The organism is Phreatobacter stygius (assembly GCF_005144885.1).
GTDB classification, from domain to species: Bacteria; Pseudomonadota; Alphaproteobacteria; order Rhizobiales; family Phreatobacteraceae; genus Phreatobacter; species Phreatobacter stygius.
The window spans coordinates 5,382,939-5,407,850 of sequence record NZ_CP039690.1 but is presented as its reverse complement, the minus strand read 5'-3'; the positions used below and the strand labels follow the sequence as shown (position 1 = coordinate 5,407,850).

The window sequence follows — 24,912 nt, the reverse complement described above, 5'->3', positions numbered from 1 at the left end:
TGCCCGCCTTGCCAACGCCATGATGGATTTCCCTTAGGTGAGAACCACATGTCGCGACGGTGCCCTCCATGGTGAACGCCCCTCGCAAACTGCCGCGCCAGGCGCGCTCGCAGTCGACCGTCGATGTGATCCTCGATGCCACCGCGTTGCTGCTGGTTGCCGAAGGCTTCGCGAGGACCACCACGACCCGCGTCGCCGAGCGCGCCGGGGTCAGCATCGGCTCGCTCTACCAATATTTCCCGAACCGCGAAGCCCTGGTCCGAGCCGTGGAGCACCGGCGCGATCTGGCGCTGCATGCGGACATCCGGCAAACCCTGGCCGAGACATGCGGCCAAGGCCTGCGCGTGGTTCTGACGCGCGGCCTGCAGACGCTGATCAGGGCCCATGGCAGCAACCTGGCGCTGCATCAGGTTCTGGCGCAGGAGGCGCCGCGGTTCAGCGCCATGGATGGGGCCGCCAATGCCGATGCGCACCGCTATACGGTGACCCGGCAGGCGCTCGAACGGCACCGCGACGAATTGCGCCCCGGCTTCGACCGCGAGGCCGCCGCCTTCCTGATGCCCAATGTCATCGGCGCGACCATCACCGCGACCGCCCTCGCCCGGCCGACCGCCTTCGCCAGCGGCGAACTGGAACGGGAACTGACCGAGATGATGTATTATTAGGTTGCCGGGCGCTGAGAGCGATCAGCGCCCCCCGGGCGGACGGCAAGCGTCGGGACGCAGCCCAATTCCGCTAGCGCACCCTGACGTCGAAGGAATAGGACGCGCCGAAACCGAAGGTCACCTGGTCGGTCGAGCCGCGCAGCCGCACCAGCGGGCTCGACGCCGCGCTGCCCAGCAGGCGGCTGTATTCGACATAAGAATGCACCGTCCATTGCGGATTGATCCGGTAGCGCAGCAACGCACCGGCACCGACCGAACGGGCGCCGCCCTTGGCGTCGAAGCTCGGCAGGCCGGAGGCCAGCGCCTGCGCGGCATTGATGCTGTAATAGGGCTGAACCGAGCGGGTGTCGCCCAGCGAGAAGCGCGGGCCGCCCGACAGCGTGAAGCCATGCCAGGACGGCGCGATCAGATCGGCCGAGAAATCCGCGACGATGCCCTCGTGGCCACCAAAGCCGCGGCGGACCTCGATGCGGGTGCGGAACCATTCGACCGGGAAATATTCGGCGAAGCCGCCGATCTCGACCGCGAACTTGACGTCGCCCAGGCCGTGCAACGCGGCGTAGCTGTCGGCATTGCGCTCGCGCACGAACTTGCCGACCGGGCCGGCGCGAAAGCCGCCGAATTCGATCAGCCCGAAACTGATGCCGTCGCGCGGGCTGCGGAACCGCTCGGCCGTGCCGGCACGCCGGATGGAAAAGATCGGCACCGGACTGAGCAGGAAGTTCTTGGAGCCTTCGAAACTCGGCCGCGCCTCGCCGCCGACGCCGATCGTCACGGTCCAGTCCCCCAAGGGCGACGGCAGGAACGGCAAGGTGAAAGGCGGCGGCGGCAATGTGAATGCGGGCTCGGCGGCAGCGGCGGCGGCCGACACCAGTGCGCCGGCCAGCGCAAGCGAAATGGAACGGAGCATGGATGCCTTCGACCTTGGTCTGCCGCAAATCTCGGGAGAGACCAGCGCGAATGGTCATCCGCGCCGGCCCCGGTTTCGCTCGTGTCGTCTTGAAGTCACCTGAGCCCGGACAAGGTACGGGCGATCGGCCTTAAGCGAAATTCGCGTTCCCGTAACGTAAGGCTGCAGGCCTTAAGATTTTGATATCGTGCGCGAAATCGGCGCCTTCCAAGCCTCGCCCCGGGTTTTTTCCGCGCCGCCTTTCGCATTCCCCGGTCGCCGGGCGGTCAGGCGCCGAAAGCAGCCGGCCGCCGCCGCGAGGAGGGATGATTTGTGCTGCCTGCCCCTACCGGCAAAACCCCGCATATCGCGCGGGAAAATCATGCCCTGCTACCGCCAGCATGGCCCGCCCGCCGATCGCCGGTGCGTCCTGCCAGGGCCGTGCCAGCTTGTCGGTCAGCCAGTTGATTTCCGCCATATAGCCCCTGGCCTCCCCGGCAAGGCTCGCATCCATGGCGGCGAGGTCCGGATAGGCGCCGAAGGCCTTCCACCAGATGGCGCGGCCGGCAAGGTAGCCATTGGCGCCGGCGCGATAGGCAAAGCCCAGCACCCGGCGGAATTCTTCCATGCCGGCGCCGGCCGAGAGCATCACCCAGGGCCGGTCGATGATGGCGCCGAGCTTGTCGAACCAGACCTGCGCCACCCGCGTCTCCGCCATGTCGGCCTCCGGGTCCGGCAGGCTCGCGGCGGTCAGCGGGCTCTCGAGCTTGTAGATGTCGACACCGAACGAGGCATCGGCAAAGTCGCGCGCGCTCTGCAGCACCAGTTCCGGACGCTTGTCGCGGTCCTCGATATAGTCGGTCGTGTGATTGGCCGCGCCGGCGAAGGGATAGACCAGCAGCTCCAGGAGAAGCGGAATATCGCAGCGCGCGCAGTCGGCGCCGACCCGGCGCACCAGGTCCTGCTGATGCCGGATCACGTCCGCGCCGGCATCCGGACGGTACCAGAGCAGGAGCTTCACGCCGTCGGCGCCGAGCCGCTTGATCTGGTCGACCGACCAGCCCTCCATGATCCGCGTCTTGCGTCCATCAGATGTCTCTTCGAAGCGGAAATCCTCCAGCGTGATCAGCAAGCCCCGGTCCGGCCGGATGTCGGGCTCGGCGGTGGAGAAGCCATAATCCGGATCGATCAGCACGGCGGAGCCGTCGGCGAGCAGGCGGCGGGTGAGCAGCGCCTTGACATCCGCCAGTTCCTCATAGGCCGCCGGCCGGCCGCGCTTCTCGCCAATGCCCTTGATCAGCGGCGGACGCTGGTCGACGGCGACCATCTTGAACCGCCCCTGAGCATCACAAAGGCGCTTCAGGCCACGCAGCTTGCCGGCGGAAATGAACATCAGAGGACCTCGGTCTGGAGAAGCAGCCGGTCGACCTCGGCGCGGGTCGGAATGCCCGCCCGGCCGCCGCTGCGGGTGCATTTGAGGGCGGAGGCCGCATTGGCGAAGCGCGCGGCCCCGGCGACGTCGCGGCCCTCGGCAATGGCCAGCGCGAAGGCGCCATGGAACACGTCGCCGGCGCCGAGCGTGTCGATCGCCTCGACAGAAAAACCCGGCTCGTGCCTGATGACACCGGCTTCGAGCCAGCGATAGCCACCGGCGCCGACCGTCACCCCGACATGGCCGGGACAAAGCAGCTGCGCCGCCTTCAACCCGGCGAGCGGTTCGGCTTCGCCTGTCAGCCGGCTGAGGGCCGGCGCCGAGAACACCGCGTAATCGGCAAGCGGCACCAGGCTGCGGGCAATGTCGTCGGTGGTCAGGTCGGCATCGAGCACGCTCGGCACGCCGAGGCGCCTGGCCTCTCGCAGCACCAGTTCGGCGGCGCGCGGCCAGCGCAGGTCGGAGAGCACGGCATCGGCCTCGCCCAGGCGCTCCAGCGGCAGCCAGGACGGATCGCTGTCGAGCTTCGGATCGGCGAAAGCAAAGATCAGCCTTTCGCCCTTGCCGTCGATCGCGATCGCGGAGACGCCGGAACGACCTTCCCGGGCATGGCGGATGACCGGCTCGACGCCCCATTCGCCGATCTCCTCGACGATGCGCCGGCCGACCGGATCGTCGCCGACCCGTGCCCAGAGCTCGACCTTGGCCCCGAGCCGCGCAGCGGTGACCGCGCCGGTGGCGGCCGGGCCGCCGCCGATCTCGTGATAGGAGCGCGCGAAGACCTTGGTTGCCTCGCTTGGCATCTCGTCGATCCCGAAGATCTTGTCCATCACGGCAATGCCGACGGCAATGACACGCTTGCCGCTTCTGTCCATGCCGGTCATTTCGCCGCCGCCTCGGCTGCCGCGATCTGACGCGACAGCGCCAGCGACCGGCGGATCGCGCTGACCGCGGCGAGCACGGCCAGGATCAGGATACAGGCGGCGATCGGCCGGGTGATGAAGATCATCAGGTCGCCCTGGCTCATGGCGAGCGAGCGGCGAAAATTCGATTCCGCCATGGCGCCGAGGATCTGCGCCAGCACCATGGGCGAAACCGGGAAGTCGTAACGCTGCATGAGATAGCCGATGAAGCCGAAGATCAGGCAGACCCAGACATCCGACGGATTGTTGTTCAGCGCGTAGGCGCCGATCAGGCTGAACAGGAAGATCGCCGGCACCAGGAGCCGCCGGTCGACATTCAGGACCTTGGCGAAATAGCGGGCGCCGAGCAGGCCAATGAACAGGAAGGACAGGTTCGCCACGATCATGCCGGCGAAGATCTGATGCACCACGTCGGGATGGTCGCGAAACAGCAGCGGCCCCGGCTCCAGGCTATGGATGGTCAGCGCGCCCATCAGCACGGCGGTGGCGGCGTCGCCGGGCACGCCGAGCGTGATCATCGGCAGCACGTCGCCGCCGGTCGAGGCGTTCTCGGCGGTCTGCGCCGCGACCACGCCAGCCGGCTCGCCCTTGCCGAAGTCTTCCGGGTTCTCGGCGGTGCGCTTGGTCTCGGAATAAGACATGAAGGCTGCGGTCTCCGGCCCCATGGAGGGCATGACGCCGACCGTGATGCCGATCAGGCAGGCGCGCAGCACCACCCATTTGTGCACGACGATCTCGGCGAGCCGCGGCACCACGCGGCCGATCTTGGCGGTGACCTGCTCGGCCTTCTCGATGATCTCGACCTGGCGGAAGGCTTCCGACAGCGAGAACAGGCCGATCAGCATGGGCACGAAACTGATGCCGCCGACGAGTTCAGTGGAACCGAAGGTGAAGCGTGGGAAACCACCGATCGGATCGAGCCCGACCATGGCGATGAGCAGGCCGGCGGTGGCCGAGACCGCGCCTTTCAGCGGTGAGCGGCCGGTCATGGTGACGGTCACGGCCAGGCCGAGGATCGCAAGCGCGCAATATTCCGGCGCGCTGAAGCGCAGCGCGAAGGCCGCCAGGATCGGCGCGAACAGAGCCAGGCAAATGGCCGAGAACAGGCCGCCAAGACCGGAACCGACGGTGGCGAGACCCAGCGCCTGGCCGGCAAGCCCCTTCTGCGCCATCGGATAGCCGTCGAGCACGGTGACCACCGCCGCCGGCGTGCCGGGCGTGCGGATCAGGATCGAGGCGATGCCGCCGCCATAGATGCCAGCGGTATAGACCGCCAGCAGCATGCAGATGCCGGTGGTCGGGCCCATCGAGAAGGTGAAGGGGATGAGCAGCGCGATCGCCATGGTGGCGGTCAGGCCCGGCAATGCACCGACGATGATGCCGCCGATGGTACCGAGCACTATGGCAAGGAGATTCGGCCCGGACAGGACGGTCGCGAAGCCCTGGAAGAGCAGGTTCAAGTCAAGCATGGGACGATCCGCGCGAGGGCTGCATTGCGCCGAGGAACGAACCCTCTCTCAGAGGGAGGGGGTGGTCGCGCAGCCGCTTCTGCGCGCCGGGGCGTGATTCACTGCGCAGTGCCTGTCTCGCCATCCTTCACCTCCTCAGAACGGCCAGGCCGCCGGTGGCAACGGCACTTTCAGCACCGTGCTGAAGACGAGATGGAAGCCTGCCGGCAAGCCCACCGCATAGCCAGCGATCAACGGCCAGTGACGCAGTCCCAGGACCAGCGCGAAGATCGCGAGATAGGCGATGGTCGCCGGCAGGAAGCCCAGCGGCTCGAGCGCGGTGGCATAGAGGGCGGTTACCGCCAGCATGATGCCGAGCCGCTGCTTCTTGACCCAGTCGAGCGGTTCCTCGATCACCTGGGACTGCCCCTTCAGGGCATTCCAGGCGAGCGCCGCGGCCGCCGAGAACAGGATGACCGCAATGACGCGCGGCACCACCGCCGGGCCGCCAATGAATTCCGGCGCCGGCCAACGGCCGGATTCGATCACCGCCCAGGTCGCCGCGGCAAAGGCGAGGCCCGCGGCGACGAGATCGGGAACGGTCATCCGTTTCAGCGCGGCGCCGCTCATATCTTGAGCAGCCCGACTTCCGCCAGTGCCGGCTGGAGCGAGGTTTCCATGCCGGCGAGAAACGTGCCGAAATCGGCGCCGTTCATATAGACGCGCGGCAGAGCGACCTGATCCATCAGGGTGATGAAGTCGGGGTCGCTGGCCATCTTGGCGAACCCCTCGTTCAGCGCCTTGGCGATGTCGGCCGGCAAGTTCTTCGGACCGGCAATGCCGCGCCAGTCATAGATGATGTTCTGGATCGGGAAGCCGGCTTCGGCCACGGTCGGCACGTCGGGGAAGCTCGGGTGGCGCTGCTCGCCCACCATGGCGAGGAAGCGCACCTGGCCGGTCTTGACATATTGCAGCACCTCGTCGGGCCCGGAGACCAGGGCCGAGACGTGGCCGCCGACCATGGCGGTGCGTGCCGGCGCACCGCCGTCGAAGGGCACGAAGCTCAATTTGATGCCGGTGTTCTTGGCCAGCACCGCCGCCGACAGGTGGGTGTTGGCGCCGGCGCCGCTATTGGCCACCGTCACCACGCCGGGATTGGCCTTGGCATAGTCGACCAGGTCCTTCAGCGTCTTGAACGGTGAATCGGCTTTCACGCTGAAGGCGGCCGGCGTGCGGTTCAACAGCGCCAGCGGCTGGAAGTCGCGATAGGAGAGCTGGCTCAGCCCCATCAGCCGGTAGGCCGAAAGGTGGAAGGTGACCAGGCCGACCGTGTAGCCGTCGGGCCTGGCGGCCGAGACCGACTGCATGCCGACCGCGCCGGTACCGCCGGTCCGATTCACCACATTGACGTTGACGCCTATATGCTGCTTGGCGTTTTTGACCAGCGTGCGGGCGAGCGTATCGGTGCCGCCACCGGCCGCCCAGGGCACCACCATGGTGATGTCGCGCTGAAAGCCCTGGCTGAGCGCCGGGCCGGCAAGGCCTGCCAGCGCGGCACCGGCCGTGAATGTGCGTCTCGTGAGCGTCATCGCTCCCTCCCTGATTCCGTTTCTTGCCCGAAGCCCCTGTTTTCAGAGGCATTTTTTCATTGTCTTGAAGATGTACCGGAGGGCGGACTGGCCATCCGGCGTTGCACTCAGATCAGACGTCCTTCCAGATGCACTCACTGGCCTCGAAGGCTCCACCTTCACCTCTCCCCGGCGGGGAGAGGTGATGGGAGAGCCCTTCAATGCCGCAGCCGGGATTTCAGTCGAGCCGCATTGCCCCAGTCCCGACTCAGGCCGCGCCTTTCAACGCGTCCGTCCGCAAATCCTGAATGCCCAACCCCTGCAACGCCTTGGTCACCGCCACCTGCTGCGCGGGCGAGGCCACCGGCATGGGTTGGCGCGGCAGCATGGCCGGCACGCCCTGCAAGCCTTGCGCGAATTTGGTGCAGGCCGGCAGGTTGTCGGCGATCATGGCGTTCCACAGCACCAGGAGCTTGCGGTGCAGGTCGTGTGCCTTCCCATGATCGCCGGCTTTCACCGCATCCCAGAGATCGACGGAGGCCTTGGGCGCCGCCGACAGGATGGCGGCGATCGAGCCGGCCGCGCCCAGTGTGTAGGACGAATACATCAGCGCATCGACGGCCGAGAAGATCAGCTTGTCCTTGGGCGCGTTGAGCATCAGGTCGGCGAACAGCTTGAGGTCGCCGGCGCTCTGCTTGACGCCGATGACCAGCGGCACCTCGGTCATGATGCGGATCAGGAGCGCCGGCGACAGATAGCTCCAGGGCACCACGTTGTAGATGATGATCGGCATGCCGGTCTCGTCCGCCATGGTGCGGAAATGACGGACCATCGCGTCGTCGTCGGGCTTGAACAGGTAATGCACCGGGGTGACCTGCAGCGCCGCGACGCCGAGATCGCGCACCGCCTTGCCACGCCTCACCGCGTCGCGGGTGGAATCGACGATAATGCCGGCGATGACGGGAATGCGGCCGGCGGTGGCGGTGACCGTTTCGGCCATCAGGTCGCGATATTCCTCGTGGTCGAGGGTATGGCCCTCGCCGGTCGAGCCGCCGGCGGCCAGGCCGTGGGAACCGGCCTCGACCAGGAAGTCGACCTGCGCCTTGACCGCGCTCAGCACCATCTCTCCATCGGCCCGGAAGGGCGTGGTCATGGGCGGAATGACGCCATAGAGTTTCGAAGTCATTGGAGGAATTCCCTAGGTTTCCACATGTCCGACTGGACTTCTTATTCCGGATAGCAGAACTCAACAGCCGAAATGGCCATTGGTCAAGGGGCCAATTCCGATTTTCCTTCTTCGCAATATCGGCTATGAAAGCCGTGCATGGCCGGCGACCGGAACCGTGCGGAGGCTGCCGAGAGGGCAAAAGTGAGCGGCGGAACGGCGGGCGGATCTTCGGCCAAGGACCAGGTGCAGTCGCTCACCAAGATGGCGCGCATCCTGCAATGTTTCACCGTGCAGAACCGCACGCTGGGACTTGCCGACATTCACGCCCGTACCGGCTTTCCCAAGGCGACCACCCACCGGCTGCTCGCCAGCATGAAGGAGATCGGCTTCATCGAGCAGGCGCGCGGCCGCGACCGCTACCGGCTCGGCCTGAAGCTGTTCGAGCTCGGCAGCATGTTCCTGGCCAATCTCGACCTACACCGCGAGGCCCAGCCCTATGTCGACGGGCTGGCCAAGCTGTCGGGCGAGGTGGTGCATCTCTGCCTGTTCGACGGCCTGCACGCCGTCTATGTCGACCGCAAGGAGCTTGAATCCGGACCGAGCTCGCTGATCATGACGATCGAGGGCGCGCCCTGCTATTGCACCGGCGTCGGCAAGGCGATCCTGGCCTTTCGTGACCTCGCAACCTTCGACCAGGTGGTGGCGGCCGGCCTCAAGCGCTACACGCCATCAACCATCACCGACCCGGAGGCACTGCGCCGCGACCTCGCGGAGACCCGGGCGCGCGGCTATTCGATCGACCGCAGCGAGCACCAGCCGAACCTGCAATGTGTCGGCGCGCCGATCCGCGACGCCGGCGGCTCGGTCTTCGCCTCCATCAGCGTCTCCGGCCCGCGCGAGCGCATCACCGATGCCCGCGTGCCGGTGCTGGGCCCGCTGGTCGCCGAGACCGCCGAGACCATTTCGCGCGCACTCGGCTGGACGCCGGAGGTGGAAGCACCGGGGAGAAAGACCAGCGCGGCGGCGGGCTGAGCTTTCCCGGGCGACGGCACCCGCTTCCGCCCGCCGGCATTTCACCGCATAGTTCCGCCCCATGCCCAGGCTCACCGGCACGAGGAGATGTGAAGCCATGCAGGCCAATGTCCCCGTTCATGCCCCGCTGGCGCGCTTCGCGGCGGTCGACACGCGCTCTCCCGACCAGGCCCGGGACGAGATCGGCCGGATCTTCTGCCCGCATTTTCTGATCCCCACAGCAGCCAACCCAAGCCATTTCCACGCGCGCCACCACAGCGCCGCCCAGGCCGGCTATTCGATGAACTTCGTCGCTTATGGCGCCGAGGTGGAGATCGATCCGGGCGAGCTCTCCGGCTTCTTCCTGCTGCAGGTGCCGGTGAGGGGCGCGGCGCGGGTGCGCTGCGGCAGCGTGCTGACCGAAGCGGCGGCCGGCCGCTCCGCCTCGATCCTGTCGCCGACGCTGCCGACCCGCATGACCTGGCACGACGGCTGCGAGAAAATCATCGTGCTGATCCGCCGCCAGGAGGTCGAGCGGCTGGCCGGCGCGATGATCGACCGGCGGTGCGAGCGCGTCGAATTCGACACCGGCGTCGACCTGACCGACCCGGTCGGCCAGGCGCTCGCGCGCCATGTCCGGATCATGCTCGACGCCGCCGACGGACCGGCACCGGTGCCCGAAGCCTATCAGGTGCTGTTGCGCGACGGCCTGGCGACGCTGATGCTCACCTGCCTCCGGCATGACCGGGCGGATCTGCTGGCGCGGCCCGAGCCCCTGCCCGGCCCGGCGGTGCTGCGGCGCGCCGAGGCCTATCTCGCCGCCCATGCCGACCGGCCGATCGCCATGGCCGATGTCGCGCGCGCCGCCGGCGCCAATCTGCGCTCGCTGCAGGAAGCGTTCCGCCACCATCGCCAGGAAACGCTGAGCGAGCGGCTGCAGACGATCCGGCTCGAGCGCCTGCGCGCGGCGCTGACCGATGGCACCAACGAGGCCAGCGTCACCGAAATGATGTTCCGTGCAGGCCTTGGCCATGCCGGCCGCGCCGCCGCAGCCTATGCCGCGCGCTACGGCGAAGCGCCGTCGGAGACGCGGCGGAGGGTGAGGTAGCGAATGGTGAGTAGCGAATAGCGAGTGGGGCATGAAGCCAAACGCGCGGCGAACCCTCTCCCGCCTGCGAGAGAGGGTGCCGGCGTCAGCCGGCGGGTGAGGGTCTAAATCCTACACCCGCCAATCATTTGGATGCGGAAGGCACCCCCTGCATTGACGCAACCACCCTCACCCGGCCGCTCCGCGGCCACCCTCTCCCGCGAAGACGCGGGCGAGGGTTCATGCGCCTCGCCCGGGACACAATACCGAGGGAGAGAGGGTTTGCGCGAAGCCTCTCGCATCATGCCCCATCCGCTTCTCGCTATTCGCCACTCGCCCGGTAGTCCGGCGCCGAGGCCAGATAGCGCCCAAAGGCATCGGCGTCGGGCGGCGAGAATTTCTCCACCAGCGGGCTGCGCTTGCGTGTCGTCGCGCCAATATCCTCGAGCAATTCGTCGAGATGTTTGAAGTGGAAGGGCGCGACGCAGAGCCCGCCATAGACACTCGCCGCCGGCCGCTCGTCGCGCTTCCAGCGCAGCATCATCTCGATATTGTCGCGCATTTCGGCTGCGGTCGGCTGGCGGGCGAGCTGGCTATCGGCGTAGCGGACCAGCCAGTTGGCCGCCATTTCCGCGCAGAGCACGGTGGCGAAGGACGAATTGAACCCGACGAAGCCCATGTCGGGCAGGTCGGGATTGGCGACAAGGCGGTAGAGCCGGTACTGGCCGTCGGGCTCGACCAGCTTGGCGCGGTAGTCCTCGGGCAGGAAGGGCACGCCGAGCTTCCAGCCGGTCGCCTGGACGACGATGTCGGTATCGAGCCTTTCGCCGGTGCTGAGCACCACGGTGCGGCCGTCATAACGCGCGATGGTTCCCAGCACGATGTGGATGCGCCCGTCCGCCGCCATCGGATGATAATCCGGCGTGGCGATGGGAAGCGCGCAATTGATCACCGTCTCGATCGGCGTCGAGGGCACCATGCCGCACTTCTTGAGTTTCAGCTGGGTCTTGAGCAGGCTCTCCAGCGCCCGCCAATTGGCCCAGACGAAGGGCTTGGCGATGGCATGGCCGAAACGCGCCCGGCGGGTCTGGCCCCAGCCGCCGAACATCTCCTCCTGGGCGCGGGCATAGACGATGCGCTTGAAGTTGATCAGCCCGCCGAGAAAATAGGGTATGCGCCACAACGGCTCGCGCATGACATTGGTGACCGAGGCGGCGCCCACCTTGACCGCATTGACCGCAATGTCGGTGGCCGATTTCGAGCCGCCGAGCACGATGACGCGCTTGCCCTTGAGCGTGGCCGGATCGGTATAGTCGGAGGAGTGCATGATGGCGCCGCCGGCCGCCGTGAAATCCTGCGCGCCGGGATGGTCGACGACATTTTTGTCGGAGAACTGGCCGGTGCAGACGGCGACGAAGTCGAACTCTTCCGATGTCGCCGGACCGTCGCCGGTTTGGATGTCCAGCGTCCAGCCCGGGCGATCGGCCGGCTGCCGCCTCATCGCGACAACCTTGCTGTTCAGCCTGAGATAGGGCCCGAGGTCGTGATCGCGGGCGAACTCGGTCAGATATTGATGAACCTGCGGGCCCTTCGGCCATTCCGGATAGGACGCCGGCATGGCCTTGCTGGTGTAGCGATAGAGGTCCTTCGGGCTCTGGGTCTGGACATCGGGATAGGAGCGGCTCGGCTCCCAGACGCCGCCGATATCGGCGGCGCGTTCCACGACGGTGATCTTGTGGCCGTGCTGCTTGAACACCTTGGCCGCGACCAGGCCGGAAATGCCGGCGCCGATGATGCAAACAGTCTTCTGGGCAACCATGATCCGGCCCTCGCTCGAGCGGTTTTGTGAGAAGGCACTGCAATCCGGGGGAAGCCGGCGCGGAGGCGCAGCGCCTCACCTCGCCTTGAGCGAGACATGCGGCGTGCACCAGAACCACCACCTTTCACCTCTCCCCGGCGGGGAGAGGTCGACCTGAGGAACGAAGGTCGGGAGAGGGAGAATTGGGCTTTTCCGAACAAGACTTTGGAGGTTTCGCATGGCGCCTGGCCGACAAGCGCCTCGCCCCCTCTCCCGGCTTTCGCCGACCTCTCCCCGCCGGGGAGAGGTGAGTTGGAGGTTCAAGTGCGAACCTCCGGAGATCAGCGATCGGCGACCAGGCCGACGGGATCTTCCGCCTGAAGCAGCCAACCTCCGGGCCCGGCTCAGGCATTGGCCTCGGGCGGCAGGAAGTTGACCTCGTGGCGCGCCGAGATCTTCACCACCTCTTCCGGGTCGGCGACGTTGTGGAGGTTGTTGAACAGTTCCTCCAGCATGCGCGCCGGCGAGACCCAGAACAGCGCGCGCGCCGGCTTGTCCGACTTGTTGAAATAGCCGTGCGGAATGCCGCGCGGCAGGCGCACCAGATCGCCGGCCTTGGCCTTCACCCACTGGCCATCGAGTTTCAGGTCGAGCACGCCCTCCTGGACCAGGATGAACTCCTCCTGGGTCGGGTGGATGTGCACCGGCACGAACTGACCGGGCGCGCTATTGGTCTCGAAAGCGAAGGTGGAGTCGCAGACGGCTTTCGGGAAATAGACCTGGCCCAGGATGTTCCAGGTCTTGCCGGCGTAGCCGGTGCCTTCCTGCGTGATGCCTTTTTCAAGTTCCGCCATCCGATCCTCCCCAGGATGAAGCCGCCTCGCACGGCCGATGATGACGCAACGAGAGCGCGAATGGGCGACAAGCGCAATCCGGATTGCGCGGGGAAGAATCCGGATTGCGCGGATTTTGTTGGGGAGTGGTTGCGCGAGGGCGCCGCGGCGCGAGAACGAAAGGCGCCGACGAACCCTCTCCCAGAGGGAGAGGCTTGATTCATCAGCGTCCCGCCCGCCCCTCAGCCCTCCGGCACCACCGACAGGACCGTGGTTCGCTTCAGACGGCCGCCGTAGCGGTGGGCATGCGCATGCTTCGGTCGCCTCATCGAACGGCCAAGGCCGCCGCTTCGTCGACGCAACTGGTCCGCGGCTCAAGATTCGCCTGGCGCGCGCGCGTCAGCTCTTCGCGTGCGGCCTGAAGATCGGCGAGAAAGGCAGCGTCGGAATGCAGGCGCGACAGCGTGGCGGCAGCCATGATCCGGCCCGCTTCGACATCGCTCTGCCAGTGCGCATTGCAGATGACCCGGCTTTGTCCGAAGGCCAATCCGCGCGCCAAGATCTCATTCGAACGCTCCGGATTGATCTCGGCCAATGCCAGAGCCCAGCCCCAACCAACCGCGGAGTGCCCGGACGGATAAGGTCGTGTCCCGACTGGTGGTGTAACTGACGGGTGGTCATCGGCGGTTGCCGGTTAGGTTTGGGTTGCGACGACCAACCCCGAACCGAGAGATCCACCGATGACCGACGAGATGATGAACCTGCGCGGGCTGCTGGAGAAGAGCCCCGACGCCGATTTGCTGCGCGAGATGATCGGCTTTGCCGCCGGGCGGCTGATGGAGCTTGAGGTCAGCGGCCTTGCCGGCGCCGGCTTCGGCGAGAAGAGCCCGGACCGCCTGGCCCAGCGCAATGGCTATCGCGAGCGGGATTGGGAGACCCGCGCCGGCACGGTCGAGCTGCGCATCCCGAGGCTACGCAAAGGCTCCTACTTTCCGGGCTTTCTGGAGCCGCGCCGGCTGGCCGAGAAGGCGCTGACCGCGGTGATCCAGGAGGCTTACATCCAGGGCATCTCGACCCGCTCGGTCGATGACCTGGTCAAGGCGATGGGCATGAGCGGCATCTCGAAGAGCCAAGTCAGCCGGCTCTGCGAGGAAATCGACCAGCGCGTCCATGCGTTCCTCGACCGGCCGATCGAGGGCGACTGGCCCTATCTGTGGATCGACGCGACCTATGTGAAGGTCCGCCAGGCCGGCCGGATTGTCTCGGTGGCGGTGATCGTGGCGGTCGGTGTAAGCGGCGACGGTCGGCGCGAGGTGCTGGGCATGGATATCGGCCCCTCCGAGGCAGAGACGTTCTGGACGGCGTTCTTGCGCAAACTGGCCAGACGCGGCCTGCGCGGCGTAAAACTCGTCGTCTCCGACAGCCACGAAGGCATCAAGGCGGCGGTCTCCAAGGTGCTCACCGCGACCTGGCAGCGCTGCCGCGTGCACTTCATGAGGAATGCGCTCGCCCATGCCGGCCGCAGCGGGCGGCGCGTTGTCTCAGCCTTCATCGCCACCGCCTTCGCCCAGAACGATGCCGCCGCCGCCAGCCAGCAATGGCGCCGGGTCGCCGACCAGCTCAGGCCAACGGTGCCGAAACTGGCGGCTCTGATGGATACCGCCGAGACCGACGTGCTGGCCTATATGACCTTCCCGACGCAACATCGGGCGAAGCTCCACAGCACCAATCCGCTGGAGCGCGTCAACGGCGAGATCAAGCGCAGGACCGAGGTGGTCGGCATCTTCCCCAACGAGGCCGCCATCGCCCGGCTCGTCGGCGCGATCCTGCTCGAACAGAACGATGAATGGGCCGTCCAGCGGGCCCGCTACATGACCCTGGAAACCATGGCCGGCCTGAGCGATGATCCTAGTGTCGGCCTGCCAGCCGTCGCAGCCTGACCAGCCCGGCCTATGCCGGCGATCGTGGGGCCTTGCGCCAGCTACACCACGCTACGGGACATGACCACGGATAAGACCCGTCGGTCCGAAGGATCGCCTCGTCGCCGGGCGTGCAGGTGCCCTCGGCGTGCCTGACGAAAGGACGCGTCCGCTGGACCTTGTTCTTGACGCCATAGGTGGACAGGCCGACGTCGGTCAGCATCTTCCGCATCAGGTTGTAGAGACGCGGCGTATTCTTCTCGTCGATGGCGATGCCCATGGCGCAGGAGAAGTTCTCGGCGGGCTGCGGGAAATTCAATTCGGCGTCGCGGACCGCCTGCTGCCAGCGCGCCGATCCTCCCTGGCGCGCGGCTTCGGTTCGCGCCTCCTCGTCGCGGGCGAGCGCAGCCGAACCGTCTGCCGGCGAGGCCGGAAGAAGCAGCAGGCTGTCGGGCAAGTCGGCCTGCTGCAGATAGCCAGGCAAAAGGTTGAAATGCGGATCGGCCGGCGCATTGGAGCGGCCGCCATGATCCGTCTGCGCACCAACCGGCCCCGCCAAGGTGATCATGAGGGATGTCAGGATCACGGAGAGGAGATTCTGCTTCATCGTGCTCGCTACATAAGCCAATGGGTATGTCCAGCTCTGCTCTGGGTCATGGATCGCAGGTCGGGGGAATGCGTCGATCGCAGGGCATCGGGCACCGCTGCACAGTGGTTGTGACGGGCTGATTGCCGCGAACAGATGAATGCTTGGCCGGCTCCTGCGCCCGGTCGATCCAACGCCCGCGCGCCCAAGGACAGTTCTCGTCTTGGCCGGGCTAGTCCCGGCCACCCACGAATTGATTGCCGTGAGCGGATGAATGCGTGGGTGCCCGGGACAAGCCCGGGCAAGACGACGTGGTGCGAGCATGAGGACGTGGTGCCGAGTTACCATTGCTCCGCTGTCTATTATCAGCGCAGCGCCTATCCAGCCCAAGAGCCACAACCACTGTGCCCGCCGAACGATCCCCCGAGGCTCAGTTCAAGGGATTTGCCTCCGGAAACCTCCAGTTCCCGCTGAGAATGGGTTGCTCCGGACGATAAAGCCGCGCGGTGTAGTTCCACCCCTCAACGATCGGCAGGCAGTTCGGGATCTTGCCGTCACAGCCGCCGAACTGGATCGTCACCGAGCCGTCCGCATTCTTCTTCGCGGTAATGCTGTTGATCGAATAGGCGTTGTAGGCGTTTTTCTCGAAGAAGCCCCTTGGGTTGTAGACGCTGATCGACCAGAACTCCTTCACCGGCACATTCGTCGGCACGACGAGGGTGTGGACTGTCCGGCCATCGTTTTTCGCGGGCGTGATGCTCACATAGATGGCGTCCCTGTCCGGAATACCGCCCCATCCGGCGGCCGTGCCGATCAGGTGCTGGATCGGATCGACCTGGCCACGCGCTCCGAAGGCGCCCCGAAAAGACGGCTGATGTTTCGCCAATGCGAGCAGCGCATTGCGGATATCCGTGAGACTGGCTTCATCCCAGTTTGGAAGCTCGAGCCGCCCTGTCTGGTTCTGGCTGACCTTGATCGCGTCCTGAAGCCTGTGGACCTCGTCGAGATCCTTGCGATCGTTCGGATCAACCAGCGTCCGGACGGCGACGAAGGCATATCGGGTGCCCACCGATTGCTGCGTCAGCGTGACCGGCTCCGGCCCGTAGGCGACGACCGGCAGGTAGTGGTCCTGGTCAACCACCATCATCGACATGTAGCGCCTGCCCGCGTCGGGCAGCGCGAGCGTCACCGGCCCGCCGGCGAGATCAAACACCGCGAACGAATAAAGCGTGTCCCGGTTCATGCGAATGACCGTTTGATTGTCGATCGACGCGGGTTCCCGGGAGTGCTGGAACCGGCCCAGTCCGCCGATGACCTTGGCATTCATCGCGAGGTAATGGTCGGTCTCCGCGCGATTGAAATTGTCAGTGGTGACCAGCATTCTGCCGCTGGGCGCCTGGGCAAACGCTCCACTGGCCAGTGCAACCGAAGCAATTGCGAGACCGATCCCAACCAAGCGCAACATCAACATACCTCTTCGTTCAAGGCCGCGCTGACGAACGCCGTGGGGCATTCGACAAGGCGCGGCATGGGCCAACTCAGATGCCGTCGAACCGATCACCCTCCGATCGGCAGACGAACTTTGTTCGGCTCATTTCGAGCATAGGCGGGTCACCCGTCTTGCCATTTCGCGCCAATCGCCGTCAGGCGACCGGATTTCTCCCATGCGCCGCCCGCAATGACTGGCCGAGCCTGAGCAGTCCTTCCGCAGGATGCATGTCGGCCCCTCGGACGACCTATTTCGGAAACAGGAACTGGACTTGTGTCCGGATCTGCCAGGACGAACCGCCAGTCGGCGTGACGGCATTGTAGTAAGCGGCAAGCTGCATGTTCACGGCCTGCTCGCCGATCTTGAAGGCACGGCCGAAGCCGCCGCCGACCGGCAAGGTCCAGCGCTCGCTCGACTTCGCTTGCCAGTTCGCGGTGATCACCGGAGACGTGGTCAGATACCAGCCGTCATGAAGGTTGTAGTTCACGAAGGGCTGAATCGTCGTCTGGTTGACCGTGTGGCTGTCATCGAAGGACCACATGTGATTGACCAGTGCGCCGATCACCCAGGGGCCCGAGATCGTCAACGCAACCGCTCCGGCGCCGGCCCCCCAAGCGGCCCTCCCGAGAGCCCTGTCGGTCGAAGTCGGAAGCTGGAACGTCGGTCCGACACCCCAGATGATGCCGGCTGTCGGCTGCTTGGGTGAAAAGAAAAAGCTCGGGTTCACATTGCCCAGGCCAAATTCGCGCTCCCCTCCGATCGAGAGCGCCGGCTGCGAGATGATGGGTGCAATCCAGCGCGTGATCAGATTCCAGTCGTCGTTCAACGAGATCGGGATGACCGGCTGAACATTCATGACGTTCTGGGCGCCGGAATAGGGGCCGACGCCGAAGTTCAGGTTGTTCTGAATCGGCAGGCTGATCATGGTGGAAAGGGGATTTTGCGCCGCCCTCGCAAGATCTTCGCCTCCCGCCTCCCCGGCGCGGGCGAACGAGGTGGCGGCGAGGCTACATGCGGCCACAGCGGAAATAAGCACCCGACTATGCATAGCTTTTCATCCGATGGTCGCTCGCAACCCCGATTTCGCGGTATGCGGAGCAGATCAAGAACGCTCAAATGCCGTCTGACCGATCACCGTCTGATCGGCAGACGAACGTTGTTCGGATCATTTCGAGCATAGGCCGATCACCAGTCTTGCCATTTTGCGCCAATTTCTATCCGACGAGCGCATTTCTTCCATGCGGCGCCCGCGACGAATTCCTCGCCGCCACGGCCCAAAACCTCGGAAAGACGGCGAATCTCCCGCCAATCGAGCCGCAAACTCTGCCCGCCTGGGGCTGGCTCGCCGTTTTCCCGGGACGGACGGCGGAGGCCATGTCGGTGATGCATTGCGCCGCTCTCCGGGAGCTGCTGTGTGTGTGTCGATCACATGCGGGGGCGGTCATCCGCTCGCTTCAATGGCCGGCGGCGCGGCGCGATTGCTGACCCTTCGTGAGGAGGACCGTTCGCGGAAGCCGAGGCCTCCTTTCCACCGATCGCCGGGCGGGACACACTCCGCCCAGATCTTTCCGTGCATGGCAGATCGGCGGCCTTGCCATTTGGCACGCATCGCTACCGGCTATTCACGATCTTCCGATAACCAATCCCACGGAAGCACCAGCATCGACTCCGTGATCGCCGCGAGACCCAATGCCTAGCATTCCTTTGACGCGCTCCCAGCTCCTTCTTCCTTTCGTCGGAATTCTCGACGAAATGGGCGCGCCGACAAACGCGCTCCTGGAAAAGTTCCGGCTTCCGTCCACTTTGGAGGAAAAGAACGATCTCTACGTGCCGCTCCTGCCGGCACTTCATTTCGTCGACGCCGCCCAGAGAGGTCAGGGCATCCAGGATTTTGGCTTCCTGGCCGCTCGGCGGCTGCATTTTACCCATCTCAGTGGAAAGACCCGGGCCCTGATCGCCCATTCCCCGACACTGCTCGTGGCGCTGCGGCATTCCTGCCATTGGGCATCGCGAGAAGACACCATTCTGACGATGTGGATCGAACAGCACCACGACCAGGCGCGGATTTGCAGCAGGCTCGCCGGAACACACGGGGCTCTGCACCTGAAATACGTGCAATGGATTCAGAACATCTTCTCGATATACACCGTGCGGCAATTTGCCGGGCCCGACTGGATGCCGACGGAAATTGCCTTTGAATCTCATTATGCACCGAGCCAGGCGACGCAATCCTCCTGGCCGAATGTGCGGTTCCTGTCAGGCCAGCCGGCTGCCTGGATCAGCTTGCCGATCTCGCACCTGAGTCTCCCCAACCGCTCGACCGGACTATTTCCTCTGCCGCACGATCACGAGGAGGGCCCTTCCGGCTATGACATTGTCGACCTCCTCAAACTGATGTTGCCGGCCTATCTGGATGAGGGAGCACCAGCTCTTGCCGACGTCGCGGAGATGGCCGGCGTCAGCACGCGCACCTTTCAACGCAAGCTCTCTCGTGTCGGCCTTGCCTATTCAGATATACTCGACACGGTCAGGTACGAGCACGCGAGCCGGCTTTTGCGCGACACCAACACCAAGATTATCGAGGTCGCGTTGTCTTCCGGCTACACGGATCCAGCGCATTTCAGCCGCGCCTTCCGCCGAATTTCCGGCGTTCCACCGCGTCAGTTTCGTGAGCAATCGCGGCTACGACAATCGGGTGAAGCACTCTGAGATGACCGAGCTGCTCGTTTCGCAGCCCCTCATCCCTCCGGCACCACCGACAGGCTCCGCTTCAGGCATTTCAGCGCGAAACAGGAGCGCGAATGACGCACGCCCGGGATCTTGTAGAGCTTCTTCCTCAGAAACTCCTCGTAGCCGGCGGTGCCGCTGACCGCGACCTTGATGAAATAGTCATATTCGCCGGTGGTCAGATAAGCCTCCAGCACTTCCGGCAGCGCCGCCATGGCCGCGCCGAAGCGTTCCAGCACCTCGTCGTCATGGCGCTCCAGCGTCACCTCGATGATGACGGTCTCGGTCAGGCCCAGGCGCGACTGGTCGAGGATCGCGGCGTAGCTCTGGATCGTGCCGTCCTCCTCCAGCCGCCTGACCCTTTGCCAGCACGGGCTGGTGGAAAGCCCGACCCGGCCGGCAAGCTCGCTCATCGACAGGCGGCCGTCGGCGAGCAGTTCCTTCAGGATCTTGCGGTCGATGGCATCGAGCGGTCTGGACAAGGCTGAACTCCTTGGGCCTGGCACCAAGGTCAGTCGTCCTTCGAGGCTCGCAAGAGCTCGCACCTCCCCGCAAAAGGAGCTTTTGCGTAGGGATGAGGAACGTGAGGGACTGCATCAGAGTTGTTGGTGAAGCTCGACGTCCGCCGCGCATTCGGCACCGCCATGGCTGCAATTCTCAACAATCCTCATCCTGAGGTGGGAGCGAAGCGACCCTCGAAGGACGGCCGACCCTGCCGTAATCCAACATTGCAGTTGATCTTACCGACAATATCTACTCTTGCCAAATGATCATTCCGAGATATCTCCCAGAAGCCGCAAATTCAGCAAGTCTTGCCGTGCCGCCTGACATAGCATTGCCGGCGCTCCGGGGAGACCGCCATGCACAGGATCGATTTTCGCACCGACACGCCGCTCGATGACCTGCCGCGCGCGCTCGACATCCTGCGCAAGCTGAACTACCGGCTGCGCGCCGTCGCCATGACCGCCGATGACGAGGGTCCGGCCCGGATCTCGATCTCCTTCAGCCCGAATGGCCTCTTGTCGGTCGAGACTTTCGCCGCGCTGGTCCAGCGGCTGCCCGGTGTCGTCGATGCCCGACATGTCGCACCTGCCGTCGCCGCGCCGGCCCGGCAGAACGACGCCAGCCTTCGCGAAAGCGTCTTTGCGTGACTGTGCCGACACCGTTCCCGCGGCCGCGCACGCTGATCCATCCCGGGCGGTTCAACCCGGTCCGGATCCAGAGCCTCGCCTCCGCCGGCGCCCGGCATGTCCGCCTGGCGCTGCAGCCGGGCCTGAGCCTCTACGACGCGCTGGTCGGTCCGCTCGCGACGATCGGCATCACCTCGGCCTCGACCACCCTTCTCGGCGGCTTTTTCGACGACCTCAGCTATTGCGTCGCGCCGCCCGACCCGACCGGCAAGGCGGTGATCGCCTATACCCGGCCGATCCAGGCCGGCCGGGCCTTCATGGTGTTCGGCAACGCGACCATCGGCAAAAGCCTGCAAGGTGCGCCGCTGGTCCATTGCCATGCCGCCATCCGCACCGAGGCCGGCGTCATGATGGGCGGCCATATCCTGACCGAAAGCTGCATCGTCGGGCCCGAGCCGATCCCGGTGCTGGTCACCTCGCTCGACGATTTCGAGCTGCGCCAGGCCTATGACCCGGAAACCAATATTCCCCTGCTCCAGCCCCATGAGATGCGCGCCCATGGCTGACCTCGTCGCAGCAGCCGTCGTCGAGACCGGCCGGATGGGCCGCGTCGCCTATGCCCGCATCGCGCCGAACGAGGACCTGGTGCAAGGCGTCGAGAAGCTTTGCCTCGCCGAGGGCTTCCGCAACGCCTTCGTGCGGGGCGCGCTGGGCAGCCTGGTCGATGCCTGCCTGGCCACCCGCGACGGCGGCTTCGTCGCGGTCAAGGGACCGGCGGTGGAGATCGTCAGCCTCGCCGGCGAAGTGCGCGAGAAGCCCGACGGATCGGTGCGCGCGGTGCTCTCCGGCGTGGTCGCCGGCACCGATGGAGCCATCCATGGTGGGCCTTTCGTTGCCGGAGCCAACCCGATCTGCATGACCTTCGAGGTGACCCTCGAGGAATGGTTGCCCGAGGAGCGAATGGCGAATAGCGAATGGGGATGATCCGACCGACGCAGTGAACTCCCCTGCCCCAGGGCGAATGATGCCAGCGGCATTTCGCTGCATGCCCCATTCGCCACTCGCTATTCGCCACTCGCCCCATATCATGTTGGCGTAATGCGCGGCCGCGACGCTCCGGCCCGGCACCGCGACGGATCCTCTCAGGCGCTGCCGGAGCACCGTGCGAGCCATGCCGCCAGCCACGACGATCCTCGACGTCGTCAGGACCCTGAGATCGGTCATGCCCGGCGGCGGCGCCGGGCATCGTGTCCGGCTCGCCGAGATCGTCCTTGCGCTGGCGCGTCGCGATAGGGTCAAATCGCCGGATCATGGCTTTGCTGCATCTTCCCCATCGCCGCAGTCCGGCCAGCCGATGACGACGCTGGAGCCTGGACCTCGTCCCGCCGACGAGCCTGGAGGGCCAGGCATGACAACAAAAACCATGCGACCGCCGGTCCACAGGCCGCCGGTCATGAAGCCGATCATCGATCCGCGCCGCGGCGATATCGAGGACGATGCGCTGTCGACCAAACGGCGCTCGCTGTTCGCGCTCGCCGGCACGCTGGTCGCCGAGATCAGCCTGCCGAAGCTGATCGCCGCCTGGTTCATCCTGATCATCGGCCCTGGCCTGATCCTGGGGCTGGCGCCGCAGGTGGCGCTCGGCTGGGCGTCGACCTTGCAGGCCAAGATCACCGCGCCCTATGCCGGGCTCGGCGCGCTTCTGCTGTTCCTGGTGGTGGTGGCGATCGGCTGGTTCGGCGGGCGGCCGCTGTTCCGCGCGGCGGAGAGCAATTTCTGGCAGCTCAATTCGCTCGCCGTGCAGCCCTTCTATGTCATCTGCCGCGAAGCGCTGCGCCATCTCGCCGAGAAGCTGCTGCCGGCCGATGCAACGGAAGCCGGGCGCGCGACGCTGCGCTCGGCAACCTCGGCGGCCGCCGGCGTGGTGCTCTGCTGCCTGTCGCTTGCCGCGGTCCTGCACGCCTGGCCCAGTTCCGCCTGGGTCGGCGACATCGCCGATCTCGCCTCGCCGCACCGGCTCGCCATGACGGCGCTGGCCAATTCGGTGGTGCTGATCGGCGCCTATCTCACCGCGGCCGCGCTGGTCTGGTCACTGGCCGACGCCGCCATGCCGCAGCCTCGCGCGCTGCGTGATTTCGCCGCCGCCGGCTCCCCCGCCGCTTCATCGAGCGCCTCGCCCGCACGGTCCTGGCGGGTTGCCCATCTGTCGGACCTCCATGCGGTCGGCGAGCCCTATGGCCTGCGCATCGAGAGCGGACGCAGCGGACCCTGCGGCAACGGCCGGATCAAGGCACTGCTGGAGCGGCTGGAACTGGTCCACGCGGCCGAGCCGCTCGACCGGATCCTGGTCACCGGAGACACCACCGACGCCGGCCGCTCAGCCGAATGGGCCGCTTTTTTCGACGCGCTGAAGCTGCACCCGCGTCTTGCCGAGCGCATGCTGGTGCTGCCCGGCAATCACGACCTCAACGTCGTCGACCGCGCCAATCCGGCGCGGCTCGACCTGCCGATGAGCCCGAACAAGCGGCTGCGCCAGTTGCGCGTGCTCTCCGCCATGGCGGCGATCCAAGGCGCCGGCGTGCGCGTCGTCGACCGCGTCAAAGGCGAGCTCGGCGCGACGCTGGCTGCGGCGCTAAAACCCCATCTCGCCAGCCTGACGCAGTTTGCCGACACCGGCTCCTGGCGCCAGGCCGGGCGATTGAGCGCCGTCTGGCTCGATGTGTTCCCGCAGGTATTGCCGCCGGAAACCGAGGACGGCCTCGGCATCATCCTGCTCAACTCCAATGCCGACACGCATTTTTCCTTCACCAACGCGCTCGGCCTGGTCTCGGCCGAGGACGTCAAGGCGGTCGAAATCGCGCTGGCGCATTATCCTCGGGCGCGCTGGATCGTGGCGCTGCACCACCACCTGGTCGAATATCCCATGCCGGCCCGCGCCTTGTCGGAGCGTATCGGCACCGCGCTGATCAATGGCAGCTGGTTCGTCCGGCGGCTCAGCAGTCTCGCCGACCGGATCGTGGTGATGCACGGCCACCGGCATCTCGACTGGATCGGCGAATGCGCCGGCCTCACCATCGTCTCGGCGCCCTCGCCGGTGATGGAGGCGAGCGATACCTGCGAGACCTATTTCTACGTCCACACGCTGGTTGCATCCGAGGGCGGCAGGCTGCAATTGCGCCGGCCGGAACGGGTGGTGGTGAAAGGGGCGAGTAGCGAATAGCGAATGGCGAATGGCGAATGGCGAATGGGGAGTAGCGAATGGGGCATGATGCGGCGAGCGCGTGAAACCTCTCCCGCGTCTTCGTGGGAGAGGGATTGCGCGGCACCGGCCGCCATTCACCCCTATCTCAACCGCAACCGCTCGACCACCTCACGCACCTGGCGCTCGGCATCCGGCTCCAGGGGCAGGATCGGGCGCGGCGGGGCAGCCTTGACGATACCGAGCGCATTGGCGGCGGCGTAGACCACACGCAGGCTGGAATGGGCGATGAACAGGTCCCAGAGCGGCTGCAGGTCGGCATTGAGCTTGCGCGCGTCGGCCGGCTTGCCTTCGCGCACCGCCCGGACGATCGCCATGCAGGGCTCGGGGAACAGGCCGCCGACGACGCTGTACCAGGCGTCGGCGCCGGCGATCAGCGTCTCGGTCACCTTCCAGTCGCCCGAAAATCCAAGCGAGAAATCCCGGCCGACACGCGCGCGGAGATCCTCCAGCTGGGCGAAGACATGGCCGGCATCGGGCGCCGGGTTCTTCACCGCGACGATATTGGCGATCCGGCTCAGCCGCGCGACCAGCCCGGCCGAGAAGGTGAAATGGGTGGTGCCGGGGTTGTTGTAGATGCAGACCGGCAGTTTCACCGCGGCTGCCACCGTCTCGAAATGGGTAAAGACTTCGCGGTCGGTGAGCGGGGTATAGGAGACGGGCGCCAGCAACAGCGCATCGGCCCCGGCCTCCTCGGCATCACGCGCCAAGGCCACCGCCTCGTCGGTGCGCATGGCGCCTGAGCCGACCAGGATCGGCGACTTGCCCTTGGCGATCGCCGCCGCAGCCTCGATCGCCCGGCGCCGTTCGGCACGGCTCAGATAGGGATAGCTGCCGGTGCTGCCGAGCAGGCCAATGGAATCGACCTTGGCGTCGACCAGGCGCTTGACCAGCCGCTGCAGGGCTTCGACATCGACCCGCCCGTCGGCATCCGCAGGCGTGATCGGGAAAGCGGACAGGCCGCGGAACATCGCATTCAC

General features: G+C 66.0%; 23 protein-coding genes and 1 pseudogene. 9 read left to right on the top strand and 15 right to left on the bottom strand.

Annotated features, from left to right (window positions below; translation table 11 throughout):
* Positions 1 to 68 precede the first annotated feature (68 nt).
* A complete protein-coding gene (locus E8M01_RS25510; RefSeq protein ID WP_215908800.1) occupies positions 69 to 665 on the top strand; it encodes a TetR/AcrR family transcriptional regulator in 597 nt (198 codons plus the stop codon).
* Positions 666 to 735: 70 nt separating this feature from the next.
* Here E8M01_RS25510 and E8M01_RS25505 read toward each other — a convergent pair whose 3' ends face one another.
* From E8M01_RS25505 to E8M01_RS25475, 7 genes are all read right to left on the bottom strand, one after another.
* Positions 736 to 1,575, bottom strand: a complete 840-nt coding sequence (locus E8M01_RS25505; protein WP_136962720.1) for a MipA/OmpV family protein — start codon at positions 1,573 to 1,575, stop codon at positions 736 to 738.
* Positions 1,576 to 1,900: 325 nt separating this feature from the next.
* Positions 1,901 to 2,947: a tagatose 1,6-diphosphate aldolase gene (locus E8M01_RS25500; RefSeq protein WP_136962719.1), complete on the bottom strand. Its 1,047-nt coding sequence runs from the start codon at positions 2,945 to 2,947 to the stop codon at positions 1,901 to 1,903.
* The gene (locus tag E8M01_RS25495) at positions 2,947 to 3,861 is read right to left on the bottom strand and encodes a PfkB family carbohydrate kinase (RefSeq protein ID WP_136962718.1); all 915 of its coding nucleotides are present in this window, start codon (positions 3,859 to 3,861) and stop codon (positions 2,947 to 2,949) included. Before E8M01_RS25495 ends, E8M01_RS25500 begins: the two co-directional genes overlap by 1 nt.
* A 5-nt stretch (positions 3,862 to 3,866) precedes the next feature.
* Positions 3,867 to 5,378, bottom strand: coding sequence for a tripartite tricarboxylate transporter permease (locus tag E8M01_RS25490; RefSeq protein ID WP_136962717.1), 1,512 nt, complete (start codon positions 5,376 to 5,378; stop codon positions 3,867 to 3,869).
* A gap of 135 nt (positions 5,379 to 5,513) precedes the next feature.
* The gene (locus tag E8M01_RS25485) at positions 5,514 to 5,987 is read right to left on the bottom strand and encodes a tripartite tricarboxylate transporter TctB family protein (protein WP_136962716.1); all 474 of its coding nucleotides are present in this window, start codon (positions 5,985 to 5,987) and stop codon (positions 5,514 to 5,516) included.
* Positions 5,984 to 6,946: a tripartite tricarboxylate transporter substrate binding protein gene (locus E8M01_RS25480; protein WP_136962715.1), complete on the bottom strand. Its 963-nt coding sequence runs from the start codon at positions 6,944 to 6,946 to the stop codon at positions 5,984 to 5,986. The genes E8M01_RS25485 and E8M01_RS25480 overlap by 4 nt, the downstream gene beginning before the upstream one ends.
* Before the next feature lie 247 nt (positions 6,947 to 7,193).
* The gene (locus E8M01_RS25475; protein ID WP_136962714.1) at positions 7,194 to 8,111 is read right to left on the bottom strand and encodes a dihydrodipicolinate synthase family protein; all 918 of its coding nucleotides are present in this window, start codon (positions 8,109 to 8,111) and stop codon (positions 7,194 to 7,196) included.
* A gap of 183 nt (positions 8,112 to 8,294) precedes the next feature.
* Between E8M01_RS25475 and E8M01_RS25470 the strand changes: the two genes are divergently transcribed.
* Positions 8,295 to 9,125 (top strand): IclR family transcriptional regulator, encoded by an 831-nt coding sequence (locus E8M01_RS25470; RefSeq protein WP_246088430.1) that lies wholly within the window; start codon positions 8,295 to 8,297, stop codon positions 9,123 to 9,125.
* 97 nt (positions 9,126 to 9,222) lie between these two features.
* Positions 9,223 to 10,212 (top strand): AraC family transcriptional regulator, encoded by a 990-nt coding sequence (locus E8M01_RS25465; RefSeq protein WP_136962712.1) that lies wholly within the window; start codon positions 9,223 to 9,225, stop codon positions 10,210 to 10,212.
* 301 nt (positions 10,213 to 10,513) lie between these two features.
* On the opposite strand, the gene E8M01_RS25460 is transcribed toward E8M01_RS25465, so the two are convergent.
* The 3 genes and pseudogenes from E8M01_RS25460 to E8M01_RS25450 form a co-directional block, all read right to left on the bottom strand.
* On the bottom strand, positions 10,514 to 12,010 hold the full coding sequence (locus tag E8M01_RS25460; protein ID WP_136962711.1) for a flavin-containing monooxygenase: 1,497 nt from the start codon (positions 12,008 to 12,010) through the stop codon (positions 10,514 to 10,516).
* Between the two features lie 383 nt (positions 12,011 to 12,393).
* On the bottom strand, positions 12,394 to 12,843 hold the full coding sequence (locus E8M01_RS25455) for a cupin domain-containing protein (RefSeq protein ID WP_136962710.1): 450 nt from the start codon (positions 12,841 to 12,843) through the stop codon (positions 12,394 to 12,396).
* A gap of 304 nt (positions 12,844 to 13,147) precedes the next feature.
* Positions 13,148 to 13,459: pseudogene (locus tag E8M01_RS25450) on the bottom strand (phosphatase PAP2 family protein); the annotation flags it as partial.
* A 103-nt stretch (positions 13,460 to 13,562) separates the two neighbouring features.
* Between E8M01_RS25450 and E8M01_RS25445 the strand changes: the two are divergent.
* Positions 13,563 to 14,762, top strand: coding sequence for an IS256 family transposase (locus tag E8M01_RS25445; protein WP_136958310.1), 1,200 nt, complete (start codon positions 13,563 to 13,565; stop codon positions 14,760 to 14,762).
* Positions 14,763 to 14,772: 10 nt separating this feature from the next.
* On the opposite strand, the gene E8M01_RS25440 is transcribed toward E8M01_RS25445, so the two are convergent.
* The 3 genes from E8M01_RS25440 to E8M01_RS25430 form a co-directional block, all read right to left on the bottom strand.
* Positions 14,773 to 15,348 (bottom strand): phosphatase PAP2 family protein, encoded by a 576-nt coding sequence (locus E8M01_RS25440; protein ID WP_136962709.1) that lies wholly within the window; start codon positions 15,346 to 15,348, stop codon positions 14,773 to 14,775.
* Positions 15,349 to 15,757: 409 nt separating this feature from the next.
* Positions 15,758 to 16,792 (bottom strand): DUF1254 domain-containing protein, encoded by a 1,035-nt coding sequence (locus tag E8M01_RS25435; RefSeq protein ID WP_170182072.1) that lies wholly within the window; start codon positions 16,790 to 16,792, stop codon positions 15,758 to 15,760.
* Positions 16,793 to 17,063: 271 nt separating this feature from the next.
* The gene (locus E8M01_RS25430; RefSeq protein ID WP_211596672.1) at positions 17,064 to 17,864 is read right to left on the bottom strand and encodes a neuromedin U; all 801 of its coding nucleotides are present in this window, start codon (positions 17,862 to 17,864) and stop codon (positions 17,064 to 17,066) included.
* A gap of 641 nt (positions 17,865 to 18,505) precedes the next feature.
* Here E8M01_RS25430 and E8M01_RS25425 point away from each other — a divergent pair.
* On the top strand, positions 18,506 to 19,525 hold the full coding sequence (locus E8M01_RS25425) for a helix-turn-helix transcriptional regulator (protein WP_136962708.1): 1,020 nt from the start codon (positions 18,506 to 18,508) through the stop codon (positions 19,523 to 19,525).
* A gap of 29 nt (positions 19,526 to 19,554) precedes the next feature.
* Here the strand turns inward: E8M01_RS25425 and E8M01_RS25420 are convergent, their stop codons facing one another.
* A complete protein-coding gene (locus E8M01_RS25420) occupies positions 19,555 to 20,025 on the bottom strand; it encodes an Lrp/AsnC family transcriptional regulator (RefSeq protein ID WP_136962707.1) in 471 nt (156 codons plus the stop codon).
* 378 nt (positions 20,026 to 20,403) lie between these two features.
* On the opposite strand from E8M01_RS25420, the gene E8M01_RS25415 reads away from it, so the two are divergent.
* The 4 genes from E8M01_RS25415 to E8M01_RS25400 all read left to right on the top strand — a co-directional run bounded on the left by E8M01_RS25415 (position 20,404) and on the right by E8M01_RS25400 (position 23,893).
* Entirely contained in the window at positions 20,404 to 20,694 is a 291-nt protein-coding gene (locus E8M01_RS25415; protein ID WP_136962706.1) for a hypothetical protein, read from the top strand.
* On the top strand, positions 20,691 to 21,239 hold the full coding sequence (locus tag E8M01_RS25410; RefSeq protein WP_136962705.1) for a PPC domain-containing DNA-binding protein: 549 nt from the start codon (positions 20,691 to 20,693) through the stop codon (positions 21,237 to 21,239). Before E8M01_RS25415 ends, E8M01_RS25410 begins: the two co-directional genes overlap by 4 nt.
* Positions 21,232 to 21,657: a PPC domain-containing DNA-binding protein gene (locus E8M01_RS25405; protein WP_246088429.1), complete on the top strand. Its 426-nt coding sequence runs from the start codon at positions 21,232 to 21,234 to the stop codon at positions 21,655 to 21,657. Before E8M01_RS25410 ends, E8M01_RS25405 begins: the two co-directional genes overlap by 8 nt.
* Positions 21,658 to 22,081: 424 nt before the next feature.
* Complete coding sequence (locus tag E8M01_RS25400; RefSeq protein WP_246088428.1) at positions 22,082 to 23,893, top strand: metallophosphoesterase family protein; 1,812 nt, start codon at positions 22,082 to 22,084, stop codon at positions 23,891 to 23,893.
* Between the two features lie 122 nt (positions 23,894 to 24,015).
* Here the strand turns inward: E8M01_RS25400 and E8M01_RS25395 are convergent, their stop codons facing one another.
* The gene (locus E8M01_RS25395; RefSeq protein ID WP_136964823.1) at positions 24,016 to 24,903 is read right to left on the bottom strand and encodes a dihydrodipicolinate synthase family protein; all 888 of its coding nucleotides are present in this window, start codon (positions 24,901 to 24,903) and stop codon (positions 24,016 to 24,018) included.
* Positions 24,904 to 24,912: the final 9 nt, after the last annotated feature.